A 16,285-nucleotide genomic window follows, 5' to 3' on the forward strand; every position below is an offset into this window, starting at 1 on the left:
ATGAAGCAATATTTAGATTTATGTAAGCATGTACTCGAAAATGGAACGCAAAAAGGTGATCGTACGGGAACGGGAACGATCAGCACCTTTGGATATCAAATGAGATTCAATTTAAAAGATGGATTCCCTGTACTTACAACGAAAAAAGTTAGTTTAAAAGCGATTATCCATGAATTATTATGGTTTTTGAAGGGTGATACAAACGTTGGCTACCTTCAGGAAAATAGCGTGCGGATTTGGAATGAATGGGCTGATGAAAATGGAGAATTAGGTCCGATTTATGGTCATCAATGGCGTTCATGGGGAACGGCCGATGGAAGGCAAATCGACCAAATCAGTGAATTGATCGAACAAATAAAAACGAATCCAAATTCAAGAAGATTGATAGTCAGTGCTTGGAATGTTGGGGAACTGGACGAAATGGCCTTGCCGCCTTGCCATGCTTTCTTTCAATTCTATGTCGCTGATGGAAAGCTTTCATGCCAGCTATATCAACGTTCAGCGGACGTCTTTTTAGGTGTTCCTTTTAATATAGCTTCGTATGCGCTCTTAACGATGATGATCGCCCAGGTGTGTGATTTGGAAGTTGGCGAATTTGTACATACTTTCGGGGATGTCCACATCTACTCTAACCACCTTGAACAAGTGGAACTGCAGTTGACCCGTGATCCCAAACCATTGCCAATCATGAAAATCAATCCAGATGTAAAAAATATCTTTGATTTTAGCTTCGAGGACTTCGTTTTGGAAAATTACGAAGCCCATCCCCATATAAAAGGTGAGGTTAGCATATGATATCGTTGATAGTGGCTATGGATCAAAATCGTGTGATAGGTAAAAACAATGAACTGCCATGGCATTTACCGGCAGATTTGCAGTATTTTAAAAAAGTGACGATGGGACATCCGATCATCATGGGCCGAAAAACATTTGAATCGATCGGCAGGGTCCTGCCTGGCCGGGAAAATGTCATCGTTACCCGCAATCAGGATTTTAAAGCGGAAGGCTGCGTAGTTTTACATGATATCGAACAAATCAAAACGTTTGCAGATAGCCGTGATGAGGAAGTTTTCGTGATTGGCGGAGCCGAAATCTTCAAGGAAATCCTTCCTGTTACCGATCGCCTGTATATAACGGAAATTCATGAAACCTTTGAAGGTGATACTTTCTTTCCCGTGATTGATGAAAATCAATGGGATAAAATCTCCTCAAACTCAGGCAGCATCGATGAAAAAAATCGTTATGCACATGATTTTATTATTCTACAAAAAAAATAAAGTGCTAATCCGATTATGGGAAAATGACCATAATCGGATTTTTTTGGTATGGAACGAACAAAAGCAAGAATTTTTAGAAAAATCAATTACATTAATAACAGTAAAGTGCTATAATGATTGAATTCATTAAGGGAAGGAAATGAGGGATTGTTATGAATCAGACTGCATCTAAGAATAGGGGGATTCAATTGGAAGATATTCTAATTGCCTATAGAGAATTGAAAGAAATCGTTTTGCATACTCCTTTACAAAAAAATCAGAGGCTCTCTGAAAAATATGATTGTAATGTTTATTTAAAACGCGAGGACCTACAACACGTACGTTCCTTTAAATTAAGAGGGGCTTACTATAAAATGAAAAGCCTGACCGAGGAAGAGACGAAGAATGGAGTCGTTTGTGCCAGTGCAGGAAACCATGCACAAGGAGTAGCTTTTTCCTGCAGCCAATTAGGTATCCATGGGAAAATTTATATGCCTGCTACAACTCCAAGGCAAAAAGTCGATCAAGTGCAGTTATTCGGAAGGGATAATGTGGAAATCATCCTTGTCGGGGATACTTTCGATGATGCATTTGCCATGGCGATGGAATGCTGTGAAAAAGAAGAGCGTTCCTTTATCCATCCATTTGACGATGAAAAGGTAATCGCCGGGCAGGGTACAACGGCTGTAGAAATCCTGAATGATTGTGAAGATGGAATCGACTATGTATTTGCCGCTATGGGCGGTGGCGGTTTAATGGCCGGAGTATCGAGTTATTTCAAATCGGTTTCCCCAAATACGAAATGCATTGGAGTTGAGCCGCAAGGTGCTGCTTCGATGGAATACTCCTTCAAGGAAGGAAAAGTTTCTGAACTTGAAAACATAGATACATTCGTTGACGGGGCAGCTGTCAAGTGTGTGGGACAGTTGACATATCAGCTTTGTAAGGAAAACCTGGAAGATATCGTTGTCGTACCTTCGGGCCAAATCTGCACGACGATTCTTGATTTATATAATCAGCATGCGATTGTCGCTGAACCGGCAGGGGCTATATCTGTAGCTGCGTTGGATTTATACAAAGAACAAATCAAAGGCAAAACGGTTGTATGCATGGTCAGCGGAGGGAATAACGACATTGGGCGTATGCAGGAAATTAAGGAGAAATCCTTATTATATGAAGGGCTGCTTTATTATTTTATCGTGAATTTTCCACAACGTGCTGGAGCTTTAAGGGAATTCCTTGATGAGGTGTTAGGACCGAATGACGATATAAGCCGTTTTGAATATACGAAGAAAAATAATAAAGAAAGCGGACCGGCCCTGGTTGGTGTAGAATTAAAAGATAAAAATGATTATGAAGGGCTCATTCAGAGGATGAACAAGAAAGGATTCTCTTTCGTAGAGGTCAATAAAGACAGTAATTTATTTCACTTATTGATTTAATCATGGATTAAATGTTAAATTAGGATAGAATAATACCTATGTTTTTACATTTAATTCTGCCGGCCAGTCGTATATGGGTGTACTGTCGATAATTGTTACCATTCTATGACGAATTGCCAGTTCCCTTTCTATTGGTTGGAAATGGTATTATAATCGGAGTAGGTCTAATTACAACACCAAAGGGGATGTATCCATGTCGAACATTGGAGTACCTGGTCTAATTCTCATCTTAATATTGGCTTTAATTATCTTTGGTCCGAAGAAACTTCCAGAAATTGGACGTGCTTTTGGACAAACACTTCGTGAGTTTAAAAAGTCCACGAGTGATTTAACAAAAGGTGATTATGAAGAAGATAAGAAGCTACAACAAAAAAATCATGAATGATTGAATGCTGGGCGTAAGATGCAATCGTCTTGCGCCTTTATGCTGGAACAAAGATACGGATTTTCAGATGAAGGCGTGATCAACTTTGGAAGATAAAGAATTAAATATCATCGATCATCTCGATGAATTGAGAAAACGGCTCATCATTACTGCTGTTGCTTTTGTGATCTTTTTTATCGCCAGTTTTATTTATGTTGAGGAGATTTATAATTGGTTCGTGAAAGATCTCGATTTTGACCTGATGGTATTGGGACCGAGTGATATTATCTGGATTTACTTTATGCTTTCAGGTGTCGTAGCCATTGCGGCAACCATACCTGTAATTGCTCTGCAAATCTGGTTATTCGTCAAACCCGCTTTGATGCCAAATGAAGTAAGGGCCACCCTTGCCTATATTCCATCACTTTTCCTGCTTTTTATCGGAGGGCTTGCTTTCGGTTATTTTGTCATCTTCCCGACCATTCTTCAATTTTTGATTGAACTGGGCGATGGGATGTTCATAACCAGTTTTACAGCGGATAAGTACTTTTCATTCGTATTTAATATGACGATACCTTTTGCTGTTTTATTCGAGCTTCCTGTCGTTACCATGTTTTTGACTTCCCTTGGCATAATAAATCCTTATGTGCTTCAAAAGTTAAGGAAGTATGCATACTTTGTATTGGTTGTCATAGCGATATCGATTACGCCGCCTGACTTTATGTCAGACTTTATGGTGATGGTTCCATTGCTGTTATTATACGAAATCAGTATTTCGTTATCAAAAGTCGTCTATAAACGAAGGGTGAAACGTGAAAGCTTGCGGGAAGACACCTATGAGGAAGGTTTATAAGAAGAAGCCCATAATGGCATTTTGCCCTTATGGGTCTTTTTTTTTATGAATGTCAATCTGATTTCTCTGTTTTTTTACACATTTGAATATTTATACTTTTGGATTTATTGTGTATAATATAAGCAATCGGTTAAAAATGAGGATTGATATTTTGATGTTCAAATGCTTGGAATTCAAAGATTGTTTTGGACATAAGGTCACAATTTCAGAAATACCTGTCTTACTGCCTAGTGATCCGAATTTTTTTATGTTGACCGTGCGTTTGGAAGTTTTTGTTAAGAAGGTTTTTGCCAATAAAGATCATAAAGAAAATTACTCATTTAAGCATTATTTAGCATCCGTACTCAAATGGCCCGTTTATAACAAGCTTTTTTTTGGAAGTTTACTCAATAATGCTTAATGCGGACTATTCCATAGCTAACTTCTCCGTTCAAAGAGATGACACAATGCCATGCAATATCGAATGAATCGGCGTGTGTTCAGGTTAGCTCATGGAACGGTCTTTTTTTGTGTATTCATTTCAATAGAAAAGTATCACTTCACTTGAAAAAGAATACCTTTGGTTTGAATGCGTACCTTGAATAGGTATAATACAATAGATATGTTAATTTAGGGATGTGTAATGATGAATAAAGTAAAGATAGTAACAGACTCGACAGTAGATATGACACCAGAGGAACTGAACTTTTATGATATAACAATGGTCCCTTTATCAATCTTTATAGATGGGGAGACTTTTTTGGATAAGGTTGAAATCGAACAAGAAGAATTCCTGAAAAGGATGAACCAGTCAAAAGAACTGCCAAAAAGCTCACAACCAGCCGTAGGTACCTTTGTGGAGGTATATGATGAGCTCGGAAAAGACGGCAGCGAGATTATTTCCATACATATGACTGGTGGCATGAGCGGCACAGTTCGCTCAGCGGAAAGCGCAGCAAGCATGTCTGAAGCGAAGGTTACCGTTCTTGACTCGAAGTTCATTTCTAAAGCGATGTCATTTCAGGTGATCGAGGCAGCGAAGATGGCGAAGGAAGGGAAATCCGTTGCTGAGATAATTGAACGATTGGAACATATTAAAAAGCAGTCAAGTTTAATCATTGTCATAGAAACACTTGATAACCTCGTTAAGGGTGGAAGGATTGGCAAAGTTTCTGCTTTTATCGGTTCATTGCTGCACATAAAGCCGATTGCACTTCTGGATGATGGTGTACTGAATCCTGTATCCAAAGCCAGGAGCCAGTCACAGGTCGTGAAGTTCATCATCAAGAAATTCAAAGAAGATACACAAGGAAAAAAAATTAGAGGCATTGGTTTTGTACATGCGAATGGTCTTGAAATAGCGGATAAGGTCCGCCAGGCCATTGCAGACTTAACAGGATATCAAGACATAAAGATAGAAGCAACAACGGCCGTTGTCAGTACCCATACAGGTGAAGGCGCCATGGCAATCATGTATTACTGGGACTGATATGGATGAACCATATGAAACTGCATATTGCGGAGGTTTTGTCACTTTTACAATTGTCTTTAATTCGTAGAAATAGTTGCTGTTCTCATTACGATTGGTCTGTTAGAATAAATGAAGTAACAGAATATTTTATACATAAAGGACGGGGTAGGGATGAGAAAGCTGCATTTGCTTATGGCAGCTATGGGAGCATCAATTGTTTTGCTGTTGACAGCATGCGGTTCCAATGGTGTACCTGATGCCAAAAATTGGGATCTTGAAGATTTCAGTTACATTGATCAGGAGGGTAAACCTTTCTCAAAAAGCGATCTTAAAGGAAAGGTTTGGGTAGCGGATTTTATATTCACAAGCTGCGAGACTGTCTGTCTCCCCATGACTTCGAATATGACGAAGCTGCAGCAGCAATTGAAGGATGAAGGTATTACGGATGTTGAGTTCGTTTCATTTTCCGTGGACCCGGAAATTGACAAACCTGATGTTTTAAAAAGGTTTGGCGACCAATTTAATGTGGATTACGGCAATTGGCACTTTCTGACCGGTTATGGTCAGGAAGAAATCGAGCAGTTTGCATTGGATAACTTTAAAACGATCGTCAAAAAACCTGAAGCAGAAGATCAGGTGATTCATGGGACCAGCTTTTTTCTAATTGATCAAGAAGGAAAGATCATCATGGATTATACAGGTCTGCAAGATATTCCCTTTGATGAAATCATTAAGCATATTAAAATTTTACAGAATTATTGAACAGGTTAAATGACCTGTTCTTTCTGTTTTCATCCATCATTTAATAATGATTTCATTAGGGCTTTAGCGATGGTGAAAATAAGGCAATTTGTTTTTGAAGAAACAGCGGAAGTGAAGAATGATTTTGCATGCTCAGTACATGCTAATTTTTATAGGACTAGCTTTAATTCACTGCATTTTTCATATTGTATAGTAAGGAAGGCTCAAGCTAAAAGTACAATGAAAATGAAGGTATATTGTTTGCAATCATTCGTTTTCTGCATGATATAATATATGGGTAGGAAGGTGAGGGTCATGAGGTACAGAATCACCTGTCTTTTCATATGCCTAGTTTGGATCTCAGGCTGCGGCCAAAGTGAACCAGCCTCAAATCAGCCATCTGTTCAGCAGAAAAGCATAGTTGAGCTGAGTAAAAAGGAAACCATTCCTGCCAGCTTTTTTCCGGACCCTGTGAAAATCGTATCGATTGGCGATTCCTTGACTCAAGGTGTCGGTGATAGTAAAGATAATGGCGGGTATCTGCCTTATTTACAAAATAAGCTGGAAAAAGAACCATCGATTACTTCCGTTGAGATGATTAATCATGGCATACGTGGAAATAGGACCGACCAACTATTGAAAAGACTGGATAAAGCTAGGATTAAAGAAGACATAAAGCAAGCTGATTCGATTGTCGTCACAATCGGTGGAAATGATATCATGAAGGTCTTTAAGCAGAATTTCTCGGACTTGGAACTGAATCAGTTTGATTCGGCAAAAATAGGGTATGAAAAAAGATTAAGGCAGATACTTGATAAGGTTCGTTCCGAAAATGATCATGCGCAAATTTATCTTGTGGGCGTCTATAATCCATTTTCCAAATGGTTCGCAGATTTTTATGAACTTGATATGATCATGAATGATTGGAATGAAAGCGGGAAAGAGATTATCGAAGAATATGATTCAGCCTATTTTATTGATATAGCAGACATTTTCGAGAATTCCGAAGAAGATTTGCTGTATGCCGAGGATTATTTTCACCCAAATGACCGCGGATATGAATTAATCGCGACAAGAATCTATAATGATATGGATATTACCACAATCGGAAAGGACACATTGGAAGCGAGTGCCAAAGGAGATGATGACCAAGAATGACAAATGTCAAATGGAAGACTTTGTTTATTTCCCTATTAGCCCTAAACATCCTGGTCATCCTGTTTGTAACGATTTTAGTTAATCTGCCGACTAAAGATAAAGAGCTGATACCCAAAGTAAGCCATGAAGAAGATATCCAATTTCAAGTTCACACGAATCGGGAAGATTTGACGAGATTAATCAACCAATATCTGGATAAAGAGGGGTTGACGGGATCCATTCACTACGAAGTGTATTTGACGGATGAGGTCGAGTTATATGGAACGATGCCATTTTTCAACCGTGAAGTGGAAATGAAATTGACTTTTGAACCAATTGCCCAAAAAAATGGGGATTTGATCTTAAAGCAAAAATCAATTGCAGTCGGAAAAATGAACCTTCCTGTTTCATATGTAATGAATTTAATAAATGAGCGTTATAATATGCCGGATTGGGTTAGCATCAGTCCCAATGACGAAAGTATTTATGTGTCATTACAGGATATGGAACTGAAAAGTGATATCAGGGTGAAGGCGAAAGAATTCGACCTTGAAAATGATGACATTTCATTTTTATTGACCATCCCATCATCTTTACAGTGATAGCGAATAAATGGATATAAGACCAGGTTAGATGTGTTAAATATTTGTTGATAAAAGGACCACACATTTTAGATATGTCTAAAATGCGCGGTTCTTTTTTTACGCCCCCTTTGGTTGATAAAAACCTAAAACCTTGATTATTAGATAGATTTCTTATCAATTTCTGAGATAAAGTAAGGGATAAGCACAGGCTTTTATAATTTATTTAAATCACAAGAAATATCAAAAAAATGAAATGGATCCCACTTATAATTTCCATTAGAGGTGAATTATATGATTATACAAATTATGATTGGATTTAAAACCATATAAAATATAAATTTTCTTTAGATGAACTTGCCAATGATCTGGGATACTCGCCTTATTATTGTTCGTTTAATTTCCACCAAATGACAGGTATAAATATTAGGCGCTATATGCTTCTTAGAAGGCTTTACTTATCTACAAATGATTAGAAAGTGGTAAGAGAATAATTGATATTGCTTTTGATTATGATTATTCTTCGCAAGAAGCATATAGTCGGGCGTTTAAAACTGTCTTTGGTATTAGTCCTAGAGAATTTCAACTTAACAGGATGCCGGTTCAATCATTCAATAAGCTCACTATTCATAAAAAAAAAGGGTGGTGCAGAATGGATTTTTCGAGAAAAATCGAGGTTGATCAGATACAAAACCAACAAAGAGAGTTGTTTGACGAATATGTACTCAATATATTGAATGGCCAAGCTATGTATGATGAGTTTAAAGATAAAAAACTAATGAGGAATACAGACTATGCTCCATTTAACGAAGCTATGTGTGTAAATACAACTACCAAGAATATTTTTAATGAGGAATTCATAAAAACAAGAGCAATAGGACACCATGAATTAGTTGTAAATTATATCGACAAGGTAATTAATCCATTAAATAATCTATTTAACAAAGATTATGAATGCATCGTTTTGTGGTTTGGTGAAGATATGTTTTGCCAAATGAACCTTCTTACAATCCTTGCTTACCTTGAACAGGCCGATTATAGAGGTAGAGTGTTCTTGAACAGTTTTAGAGAGGATGAATTTAAAGTAAGACAAATTGAACTTAGATTAGGCAACTATTTAACTGTATATGAAGATGTATTATTAAATCATAAAAAAACATCAATTGAAGTATTGCCAGTAATGTATCAGGCAATAGACATATATTTAGAAATGTTAAAAGAAGATAATCCAGTAACAAATTATATTTCTAAAAATATAAGCTTGCCTGAATCACAATTGATTAACAGGCTATTTATCCACTTCCCAACAATAGGATATGGTGATTTACAGTATAAAAAACTTATTAGTAAAATTAAATAACAGCCCAAAATAGATGTTGGATCTGAACAAATGGTAAGTTACCTTACTATTTCCATACTAATGCTTTTTATCCATATTTTTAACGTTATGCATTTGGTGAAATATGAAAAAAGGATGTTTAGCCCCATTATAGACTAACTATCCTATGTTTTGTTATCTAAATATATCGATTCGTCCTGGTTTTTTATCCATTTATGGAGAGAGCGTTAGGGTTTCTAGTGAGGATGATTCCCGATTCGATCCGATTATATAAATGGTTGAGGGAGTATTATCTTGGAAAGCCTTGTTTGGCAAAGGGAGTGCGATTTCTTTTGTTCCCGCTATCCTCACTTCGAAGTCTACTATCATTGGATGAATATTAAGATATTCGCTTGCTTTCCTGAAATGGAGTTGATCAAAAACGACATCTCCATCTTTGACGGCAATATCCACCGAGAGTAAATCATGTGAAAGCTGGATGAATCGAATCTTTGCTTCATTCGGAGGAACAAATGGATTATCTTCGAAAGGTAACATTTTCAACGATTCATTAGCCTGGGTAGGTGCTAGAGCAATGGTATAGGAACTTCCGCTTTCGAGAGCCAATTTACGGCTTAAAAGAGGTAAGGTGCTTTGCCCGCTGCGGTATATGTCCAATTGGCACTTGCCAGGAAGCAGTGGTAAATAACCATTGTTCTCTTTATATGAGAATCTTTTGAGGATACGCATTTCATTTACATAAACATCAAATGAGGAAGCTGCCGGGTCAGCATGTAAAAAGCGAACTTGTGCAGGCAGTATGACATTCATTTGTTCATATCCCAAATGTTGTGTTGCTTTTTCGAGACTTTTCAGATGCTTATGGTAATAATAATCATGCAATTGCGGATCGCTGTTTTTATTATAAGACGATAGTAAATCATATGTTACCGATTTTTGTGAATATGATTGTTTATCGCTCATTTCCAACACCTCTCATTTTTCCATTATGTTTTTACCATATGTAATTATGCTTGGGCATGTGTCTCCTTTTTAAAAAGGGAATGGACCATTTGCGTAAATAGGTTCGATCGGCATATTATTTTACAGGGTAAAATAAAAGCGTTAAAATGCATTCAATGGATTGTTTGCAAAAAAGGAGGATATTCATTTGACAAAGCAATTAGAGAAAGCAACATTCGCAGGTGGATGTTTCTGGTGCATGGTGAAACCGTTCGATGAACAGCCTGGCATCGAATCCGTTATCTCTGGCTATACAGGCGGGACTACGGAAAATCCCACATACAAAGAGGTTTGTTCTGAAACCACGGGACATTATGAAGCTGTTCAGATCACCTTTGATCCAAACGTATATCCATATGAGAAGATAATCGAGTTATTTTGGCAGCAAATTGACCCGACGGATGCTGGCGGGCAATTTCATGACCGGGGAAGTTCTTATCAAACGGCTATTTTCTATCATGACGAAAACCAACGGGAAATTGCAGAAGCATCCAAAGCCAAGCTGCAGGCGAGCGGGAAATTTTCTGGACCGATCGTAACTCCGATAATACCAGCCAAAACGTTTTATCCAGCTGAGACATACCACCAGCATTATTATAAAAAACAACCTGAACATTATGAAAGATATTCGATCGGCTCAGGACGCAAAGCATTCATACAACATCACTGGGGGGAAAAAAATGAAAAGTAAAGAAGAATTAAAAAAGAAACTCAATCCGATTCAATATGAAGTCACACAAAATAATGGAACGGAACCAGCGTTTAACAATGAATATTGGAACTTGAAGGAGGAAGGATTATATGTGGATATCGTTTCAGGTAATCCTCTTTTCACTTCAAAGGAAAAGTTCGATTCAGGCTGCGGTTGGCCAAGCTTCACTAAACCGCTTAAAGAAGAGGAAGTGGTGGAAAACCTCGATACGAGTTATGGTATGAGAAGGATCGAAGTTCGCTCAAAAACGGCCGATTCCCATCTGGGTCATGTTTTCAATGATGGGCCGGGACCGTCGGGATTACGTTATTGCATCAATTCTGCTTCATTAAGATTCATCCCGCTCCAAGATCTTGAAAAAGAAGGATACGGAGAATACAAAAAGCTTTTTGATTGATTGGAAAACCCCCTATCAGAAATTGATAGGGGGTTATTTTAATATTAGGTGGGATTCAATCCGTGATGATTGATGCGATCCGGACAAATGGAATGGTGGTAACTTCCATTGCTTTAGTCCTGCCAGTCACCTCAAAACGGACAGTATGTGAACCTGGACGGAGCCCATTCGTGACAAATAAATATCTTTCACGGGCAAATGGCCACCACGTATTCAAAGTTGTAATTTCATTTCCATCGATCCATACATTCACTTCCCCGCCATCAGGACTTCTAAGCAGTTTCACACCAAGCATACTCCCTTTGAAGTTATATTCAATCACACTGCCCTTTTCACTACTAGTGAAATAGCCGCCCCTTGGACGGAAACCGCTCATTTTTTCATAGTGGTCAATTTCCGATAATTCAAATCCAGAACGGACATGCAGCTTAGATGGAAGGCCTGCTACAGCCTTTTCCCGTTTGATGTTATCAAGGAACCGTTCATAAATTGCATCAGCATATAATTTATATCCAAGTCCATTTGGATGAATCAAATCTCTGGTCAGCTGTTTTTCCGTATATCCTGAATTTTTGAATATTGGTCGCATATCCACATTCGTTGCACCGTAGTGTTTGGATAAAAGTCCGATGGCTGAAGCAAATTCCTTATATTTCAAGGAACTCTCTGTTATTGTGAATAATTCAGCATTAGGGTGGAGACGTTTAGCCTTCCTCATTAACGCTTCATATGTCATGGTAAAATCATCGACATTCATATATTTGCGGTCATTTTCACCAAAAACGAAGAAAATCAGATCTTTATGATCATGCTCCCTTCTTTGGGAGAGCTTGAATAGACCTTCAAAAGCAGTGGATCCGCTTTGGACCACGTAGTCACCGTGTAAAGGAATATCATTGGCATCATTCATCTTATTTTCTAACTGTTTGAACCATGTTAGATTAGGATTTTCAGCTCCGGACCCTCTTCCGATACTGTCACCAATGACGAGATACTGAATGGGCTGGCCTGATTGGAATTTTTGATAAACATTTATCGAATCATCTGATCCATATGTTTTAGGGACTTTTTGAAGGATATAGCTGATTAGAAGGATCGTGGCAATTGCAGCGAAAGGGATGAAGGATTTTGCGTTCGTGTTCAATTATGTTCCCCCGTATTGCCTTTTATGTATCCATGTAGGTATAAGATAGCTTAAAAAGGCTAAGAATTGTTTTTTTCCTTATTATATCCCAATTTTGAAGTAACACAATAAATATAAAACGTTTTTTTGACATTTTTCATGGTTAATCGTAGTATTTCAGACACTGAATGATTAGCGGTGAAGATAGTGTTGATGAAGTTTTTTCTTAAATTCAGAAAAATAGGCAAATGCACAGACCGAGGCGGGCGTATTGACATATGGTAAGGTGTAAAGAGAAATCAGAATTCTAAAAGGAGTGAAACTTTATGTACGGATATGGTGGAAATGTTGCAGGACCAGGGTACGGTTATGGTGGAGGTGGATACGGATACGGCGGCGGTTGCTGTGGATTTGGATCAGGTTTCGCATTAATCGTTGTCTTGTTCATTCTATTGATTATCATCGGTGCTTCATTCTGCTGCTAAGACAATAACCCAAAGACCAGCTGAAAGCTGGTCTTTTCTTTATGTAAGGAAATTGGTGGGGTGACGGTAGACCTTTTAGATTCCAGGTGTCTGACTGAAAAAACATGTAATCCAAATGGGACAGTAGATGCATAACCATTCCTTTTTCCAATCCTGATTATGGCACAATGGGAATGACGAGAGATTGCCATTGAGGAGGGGAATTAGGCCAATCAGGAAGGAAAATGAGTTGTGTGAATGACATTAAGGGTCTTGGTTTTTCTTTGTTCACCATTTCTGCTAAAATAACGACAGAATGTAATTAATTTAGGGGGATAAAGATATGAAACCTTCCCGTTTAAAAGCAGGGGATGAAATTCGCGTAATCGCTCCTTCAAGAAGCTTGGCGATTGTCAAAGGGGAACAACGCAGATTGGCAGAAGAAAGATTGACTGAGCTTGGTTTTAAAGTGACATATGGTGAAACGGTTTTGTACCATGATGACTTTTTCTCGAATTCGATCGAAGACCGGATCGAGGATTTGCATGATGCGTTCAGGGATCCGAATGTGAAGGGGATTTTTACAGCCATCGGGGGATATAACGCTAACCAATTGTTACGGTATATCGACTATGATTTGATTAAGGAAAATCCAAAAGTGTTGATGGGGTATAGTGATATAACCGCAATTTTATTGGCCATATATAATAAAACAGGCTTAACTACATATTCAGGTCCTCATTTCTCGACGTTCGGGATGAAGGCTGGTCTGGAATATACGATGGAATATTTTAAAAAGGCTGTAATTGAAAGTGAAGGCTTTTATCTTGATCCAAGTGAAACGTGGAGTGATGATTCTTGGCATTTAGAACAGGATGACCGCACTTTCCACCCGAATGCTGGATACATGGTCATTCAGGAAGGTGAAGCTGCTGGGACAATCATTGGGGGAAATCTTTGTACACTCAATCTATTACAAGGCACAGAGTACATGCCATCTTTAAAGGACAGTATCCTTTTCATAGAAGATGACGAAGAAAGCCATCCATTCAGTTTTGACCGGGATTTACAATCCCTGCTCCATCAGCCAGGTGCAAGTGGGATTAAAGGAATAGTCATCGGCCGTTTCCAAAAGGATTCAGGAATGACTGAATATGCGTTACAGGAAATCATCGCCGCCAAAAAGGAGATAAATGGCATACCCGTGATCGCTAATGCCAACTTTGGTCATGTTCATCCATTTGTAACGGTGCCGGTTGGTTCAAAAGCAGTAATGAAGGTGAAGAACGGAAAAGCGATGATCCAGATCCATCCATGACACAGTTTGAAGACGCCGTTCAAAAGTGGACGGTGTTTTAATCTGTTCGGGATATGTATGAATATATTTTGCATTAGGGTGTATTTTAGGAGTCTTTCCTCTTGTCAGCCCTGGAAATAGTCCTATTTTACAAGCATTATTAGGGAATATGAGTCTAATAGTTCAAATTCTATATTTTTCTGATATAATACTAAGAGATTTAAAATAGAAAAGGTGATTATGTGTTATTAACAATTCCAGCATCCATTCGTTTAGAAGGGGCATTGGCCGAGTATAATAAAAAAGGCCGTGTGAGCCATACATGTTTCGTTTGTAACGAAGATACTTCTAATGGGGATGCAAGTAACTTGAACTACTATAAGTTAGGAACTAAAAAAGTTTGTCATTCCTGCATGAAAAATGTTTTGCGTCATCCGTCTTTAAAAGAGTATGAATATGTGCATACTTCAGTTATCGATAAAACTGCTTTTTATAAAAATGTGCTGGCTGTTTTAAAGGATGAAAGTTTTTTGGAGTCAATTCGTGAAGAAAAACTAAATAGCGCATTGTAAGAAAAAAGTGTATCTCTTGCGGATACACTTTTTTTGTCGCCATTTTTGGACGATCACCCATGAAAGCAAGAAATTTATCCGTTAACATGCTTAGGCCAATTTCTTTAGCAAGATTGCTTTCATCTGGACATACACTTTACTATATTGCATTTGTTTTTAAAGAGAAGGAGTGTGTGGGCTTATGGAGCAGTCTTCATTGATCAAACCGGTCCTGGGAGGAGCCTACCCGACTATCAGTCATGGTCAGGGAGTTTTTTTATACGACAAAGATGGAAAGGAATACCTTGATGCTTCTTCAGGTGCTGTTACAGCCAATATTGGCCATGGAGTCCAGGAAATCATTGAAGCGATGGTAAAACAGGCTAAACAGGTTTCATTTGTGTATCGTTCCCAATTTACCAGCGATGCTGCAGAGAAACTTGCCGGAAAAATTGCAGAATTGACCAAAGGGGAACTGACATACAGCTTTTTTGTAAACAGCGGCTCCGAAGCGACTGAAACGGCATTGAAAATTGCCATTCAGCATTGGCAGGAAAAAGGGAAGCCGAAGAAACAGAAAATCATATCGAGATGGATGAGCTACCATGGCATCACGATGGGAGCTCTTTCAATGTCTGGACATCCGATTCGCCGGGAAAGATTTACTCCTATGCTTGAATCATATCCTTCTGTATCTCCTCCATATTGTTACCGATGTCCACTTCAACTTGATCCACATACATGCGGAATGTCCTGTGCTTCGGAATTGGAAGCATCAATCCGGCGTATTGGCAGTGAAAATATAGCGGCTTTCATTGCAGAACCTGTTATCGGCGCAGCCGGAGGGGCCATTGTTCCTCCTGATGGTTATTTTCGAAAACTCAAGAAAATCTGCGAAGAGAATGATATTTTATTCATTGCGGATGAAGTAATGACCGGATTTGGACGCACAGGTAAGATGCTTGCTTCCGAATATTGGGATGTGGATCCTGATATTGTAACATTCGGTAAAGGTATGAGCGGGGGGTATACACCGATAGCGGCCGCAGTAATGACCAAAAACGTGATGGAGCCCATAATGAAAGGCTCGAAGTCAATTATAGGAGGCCATACTCTAAGTGCAAATCCGTTATCGTGTGCGGTATCTTTGGCCGTTTTAGAATATGTCGAAAGGAATGAACTTGTCGAAAAATCAGCCGACAGAGGGAATTACCTGATTAGGGGCCTGAAAAAGTTGGCAGGGAAGTATTCCTTTATCGGAGATATACGCGGGAGAGGTTTATTGATTGGCATCGAATTTGTCCAGGATAAAGCAACGAAGGCTCCATTTCCGAAGGAGGCAGACGTGACTAATGAAATCATTGAATTGGGAATGAGGAATGGAATACTTCTTTATCCCGCAGCTGCAGGCCTTGACGGTGTAACAGGGGCAGCGATCATCATCTCCCCGCCGTTAACGATATCGGAAGTGGAGTGTGCTGAATTGTTAATGAGGGTCGATATAACTTTTTGGCAATTTAATGAATTGATAGGTAAACGGGCATCACAACAAGGAAGTGAGTCATAGTGGTGGAAA

18 protein-coding genes and 1 pseudogene are annotated in these 16,285 nt (G+C 38.6%); 17 read left to right on the forward strand and 2 right to left on the reverse strand.

Annotation, left to right across the window (positions count from 1 at the left end; translation table 11 throughout):
• The 11 genes and pseudogenes from FNK51_RS21640 (at position 1) to FNK51_RS21690 (ending at position 9,184) form a co-directional block, all read left to right on the forward strand.
• Positions 1–795, forward strand: coding sequence for a thymidylate synthase (locus tag FNK51_RS21640; RefSeq protein ID WP_098369320.1), 795 nt, complete (start codon positions 1–3; stop codon positions 793–795).
• A complete protein-coding gene (locus FNK51_RS21645) occupies positions 792–1,277 on the forward strand; it encodes a dihydrofolate reductase (protein ID WP_098369321.1) in 486 nt (161 codons plus the stop codon). Before FNK51_RS21640 ends, FNK51_RS21645 begins: the two co-directional genes overlap by 4 nt.
• 152 nt (positions 1,278–1,429) lie before the next feature.
• Complete coding sequence (gene ilvA, locus FNK51_RS21650) at positions 1,430–2,698, forward strand: threonine ammonia-lyase IlvA (protein ID WP_141994643.1); 1,269 nt, start codon at positions 1,430–1,432, stop codon at positions 2,696–2,698.
• A 193-nt stretch (positions 2,699–2,891) separates the two neighbouring features.
• Positions 2,892–3,083, forward strand: a complete 192-nt coding sequence (tatA, locus tag FNK51_RS21655; protein ID WP_034307557.1) for a twin-arginine translocase TatA/TatE family subunit — start codon at positions 2,892–2,894, stop codon at positions 3,081–3,083.
• Positions 3,084–3,168: 85 nt separating this feature from the next.
• Positions 3,169–3,915, forward strand: a complete 747-nt coding sequence (gene tatC / locus FNK51_RS21660; protein ID WP_098369323.1) for a twin-arginine translocase subunit TatC — start codon at positions 3,169–3,171, stop codon at positions 3,913–3,915.
• 154 nt (positions 3,916–4,069) lie between these two features.
• A complete protein-coding gene (locus tag FNK51_RS21665; RefSeq protein ID WP_223255914.1) occupies positions 4,070–4,315 on the forward strand; it encodes a DUF2535 family protein in 246 nt (81 codons plus the stop codon).
• 225 nt (positions 4,316–4,540) lie between these two features.
• Complete coding sequence (locus FNK51_RS21670; RefSeq protein WP_141994644.1) at positions 4,541–5,383, forward strand: DegV family protein; 843 nt, start codon at positions 4,541–4,543, stop codon at positions 5,381–5,383.
• Positions 5,384–5,536: 153 nt separating this feature from the next.
• Positions 5,537–6,127 carry an SCO family protein gene (locus tag FNK51_RS21675; protein ID WP_098369325.1) on the forward strand — a complete coding sequence of 197 codons (591 nt, stop codon included), beginning with the start codon at positions 5,537–5,539 and terminating at the stop codon, positions 6,125–6,127.
• Positions 6,128–6,421: 294 nt separating this feature from the next.
• The gene (locus tag FNK51_RS21680; protein ID WP_179890957.1) at positions 6,422–7,264 is read left to right on the forward strand and encodes an SGNH/GDSL hydrolase family protein; all 843 of its coding nucleotides are present in this window, start codon (positions 6,422–6,424) and stop codon (positions 7,262–7,264) included.
• Positions 7,261–7,845 carry a YpmS family protein gene (locus FNK51_RS21685; RefSeq protein ID WP_098369327.1) on the forward strand — a complete coding sequence of 195 codons (585 nt, stop codon included), beginning with the start codon at positions 7,261–7,263 and terminating at the stop codon, positions 7,843–7,845. The genes FNK51_RS21680 and FNK51_RS21685 overlap by 4 nt, the downstream gene beginning before the upstream one ends.
• Positions 7,846–8,153: 308 nt before the next feature.
• A pseudogene (locus FNK51_RS21690) lies at positions 8,154–9,184 on the forward strand (helix-turn-helix domain-containing protein).
• Between the two features lie 192 nt (positions 9,185–9,376).
• On the opposite strand, the gene FNK51_RS21695 reads toward FNK51_RS21690, so the two are convergent.
• Positions 9,377–10,126 (reverse strand): DUF4397 domain-containing protein, encoded by a 750-nt coding sequence (locus FNK51_RS21695; protein ID WP_098369328.1) that lies wholly within the window; start codon positions 10,124–10,126, stop codon positions 9,377–9,379.
• 238 nt (positions 10,127–10,364) lie between these two features.
• Between FNK51_RS21695 and msrA the strand changes: the two genes are divergently transcribed.
• Together msrA and msrB are read left to right on the forward strand one after the other, a co-directional pair.
• The gene (gene msrA / locus FNK51_RS21700; RefSeq protein WP_377414216.1) at positions 10,365–10,856 is read left to right on the forward strand and encodes a peptide-methionine (S)-S-oxide reductase MsrA; all 492 of its coding nucleotides are present in this window, start codon (positions 10,365–10,367) and stop codon (positions 10,854–10,856) included.
• Complete coding sequence (msrB, locus tag FNK51_RS21705) at positions 10,846–11,274, forward strand: peptide-methionine (R)-S-oxide reductase MsrB (RefSeq protein ID WP_098369330.1); 429 nt, start codon at positions 10,846–10,848, stop codon at positions 11,272–11,274. The genes msrA and msrB overlap by 11 nt, the downstream gene beginning before the upstream one ends.
• Positions 11,275–11,329: 55 nt before the next feature.
• Here the strand turns inward: msrB and FNK51_RS21710 are convergent, their stop codons facing one another.
• A complete protein-coding gene (locus tag FNK51_RS21710; protein WP_141994646.1) occupies positions 11,330–12,418 on the reverse strand; it encodes an SGNH/GDSL hydrolase family protein in 1,089 nt (362 codons plus the stop codon).
• Between the two features lie 305 nt (positions 12,419–12,723).
• Here FNK51_RS21710 and FNK51_RS21715 point away from each other — a divergent pair, with 305 nt between their 5' ends.
• From FNK51_RS21715 to FNK51_RS21730, 4 genes are all read left to right on the forward strand, one after another.
• Positions 12,724–12,882: a YjcZ family sporulation protein gene (locus FNK51_RS21715; RefSeq protein WP_098369332.1), complete on the forward strand. Its 159-nt coding sequence runs from the start codon at positions 12,724–12,726 to the stop codon at positions 12,880–12,882.
• A gap of 322 nt (positions 12,883–13,204) precedes the next feature.
• A complete protein-coding gene (locus FNK51_RS21720; RefSeq protein WP_098369333.1) occupies positions 13,205–14,179 on the forward strand; it encodes a S66 family peptidase in 975 nt (324 codons plus the stop codon).
• 221 nt (positions 14,180–14,400) lie between these two features.
• On the forward strand, positions 14,401–14,730 hold the full coding sequence (locus tag FNK51_RS21725; protein WP_076366028.1) for a hypothetical protein: 330 nt from the start codon (positions 14,401–14,403) through the stop codon (positions 14,728–14,730).
• A gap of 181 nt (positions 14,731–14,911) precedes the next feature.
• Positions 14,912–16,276, forward strand: coding sequence for an aspartate aminotransferase family protein (locus tag FNK51_RS21730; RefSeq protein WP_098369334.1), 1,365 nt, complete (start codon positions 14,912–14,914; stop codon positions 16,274–16,276).
• Positions 16,277–16,285: the final 9 nt, after the last annotated feature.

This window comes from Bacillus sp. B4EP4a, from assembly GCF_006680105.1.
In the GTDB taxonomy this organism is placed as follows: domain Bacteria; phylum Bacillota; class Bacilli; order Bacillales; family DSM-1321; genus Peribacillus; species Peribacillus simplex_E.

Bases quoted from the DNA above. Each gene is read 5' to 3' on its own strand.
- FNK51_RS21645 (WP_098369321.1), top strand. From the start codon at position 792: ATGATATCGTTGATAGTGGCTATGGATCAAAATCGTGTGATAGGTAAA.
- msrA (WP_377414216.1), top strand. From the start codon at position 10,365: ATGGTGAAACCGTTCGATGAACAGCCTGGCATCGAATCCGTTATCTCT.
- FNK51_RS21730 (WP_098369334.1), top strand. From the start codon at position 14,912: ATGGAGCAGTCTTCATTGATCAAACCGGTCCTGGGAGGAGCCTACCCG.
- FNK51_RS21680 (WP_179890957.1), top strand. From the start codon at position 6,422: ATGAGGTACAGAATCACCTGTCTTTTCATATGCCTAGTTTGGATCTCA.
- FNK51_RS21640 (WP_098369320.1), top strand. From the start codon at position 1: ATGAAGCAATATTTAGATTTATGTAAGCATGTACTCGAAAATGGAACG.
- FNK51_RS21715 (WP_098369332.1), top strand. From the start codon at position 12,724: ATGTACGGATATGGTGGAAATGTTGCAGGACCAGGGTACGGTTATGGT.
- FNK51_RS21695 (WP_098369328.1), bottom strand. From the start codon at position 10,126: ATGAGCGATAAACAATCATATTCACAAAAATCGGTAACATATGATTTA.
- FNK51_RS21720 (WP_098369333.1), top strand. From the start codon at position 13,205: ATGAAACCTTCCCGTTTAAAAGCAGGGGATGAAATTCGCGTAATCGCT.
- FNK51_RS21675 (WP_098369325.1), top strand. From the start codon at position 5,537: ATGAGAAAGCTGCATTTGCTTATGGCAGCTATGGGAGCATCAATTGTT.
- FNK51_RS21685 (WP_098369327.1), top strand. From the start codon at position 7,261: ATGACAAATGTCAAATGGAAGACTTTGTTTATTTCCCTATTAGCCCTA.
- tatA (WP_034307557.1), top strand. From the start codon at position 2,892: ATGTCGAACATTGGAGTACCTGGTCTAATTCTCATCTTAATATTGGCT.
- msrB (WP_098369330.1), top strand. From the start codon at position 10,846: ATGAAAAGTAAAGAAGAATTAAAAAAGAAACTCAATCCGATTCAATAT.
- FNK51_RS21665 (WP_223255914.1), top strand. From the start codon at position 4,070: ATGTTCAAATGCTTGGAATTCAAAGATTGTTTTGGACATAAGGTCACA.
- FNK51_RS21670 (WP_141994644.1), top strand. From the start codon at position 4,541: ATGAATAAAGTAAAGATAGTAACAGACTCGACAGTAGATATGACACCA.
- ilvA (WP_141994643.1), top strand. From the start codon at position 1,430: ATGAATCAGACTGCATCTAAGAATAGGGGGATTCAATTGGAAGATATT.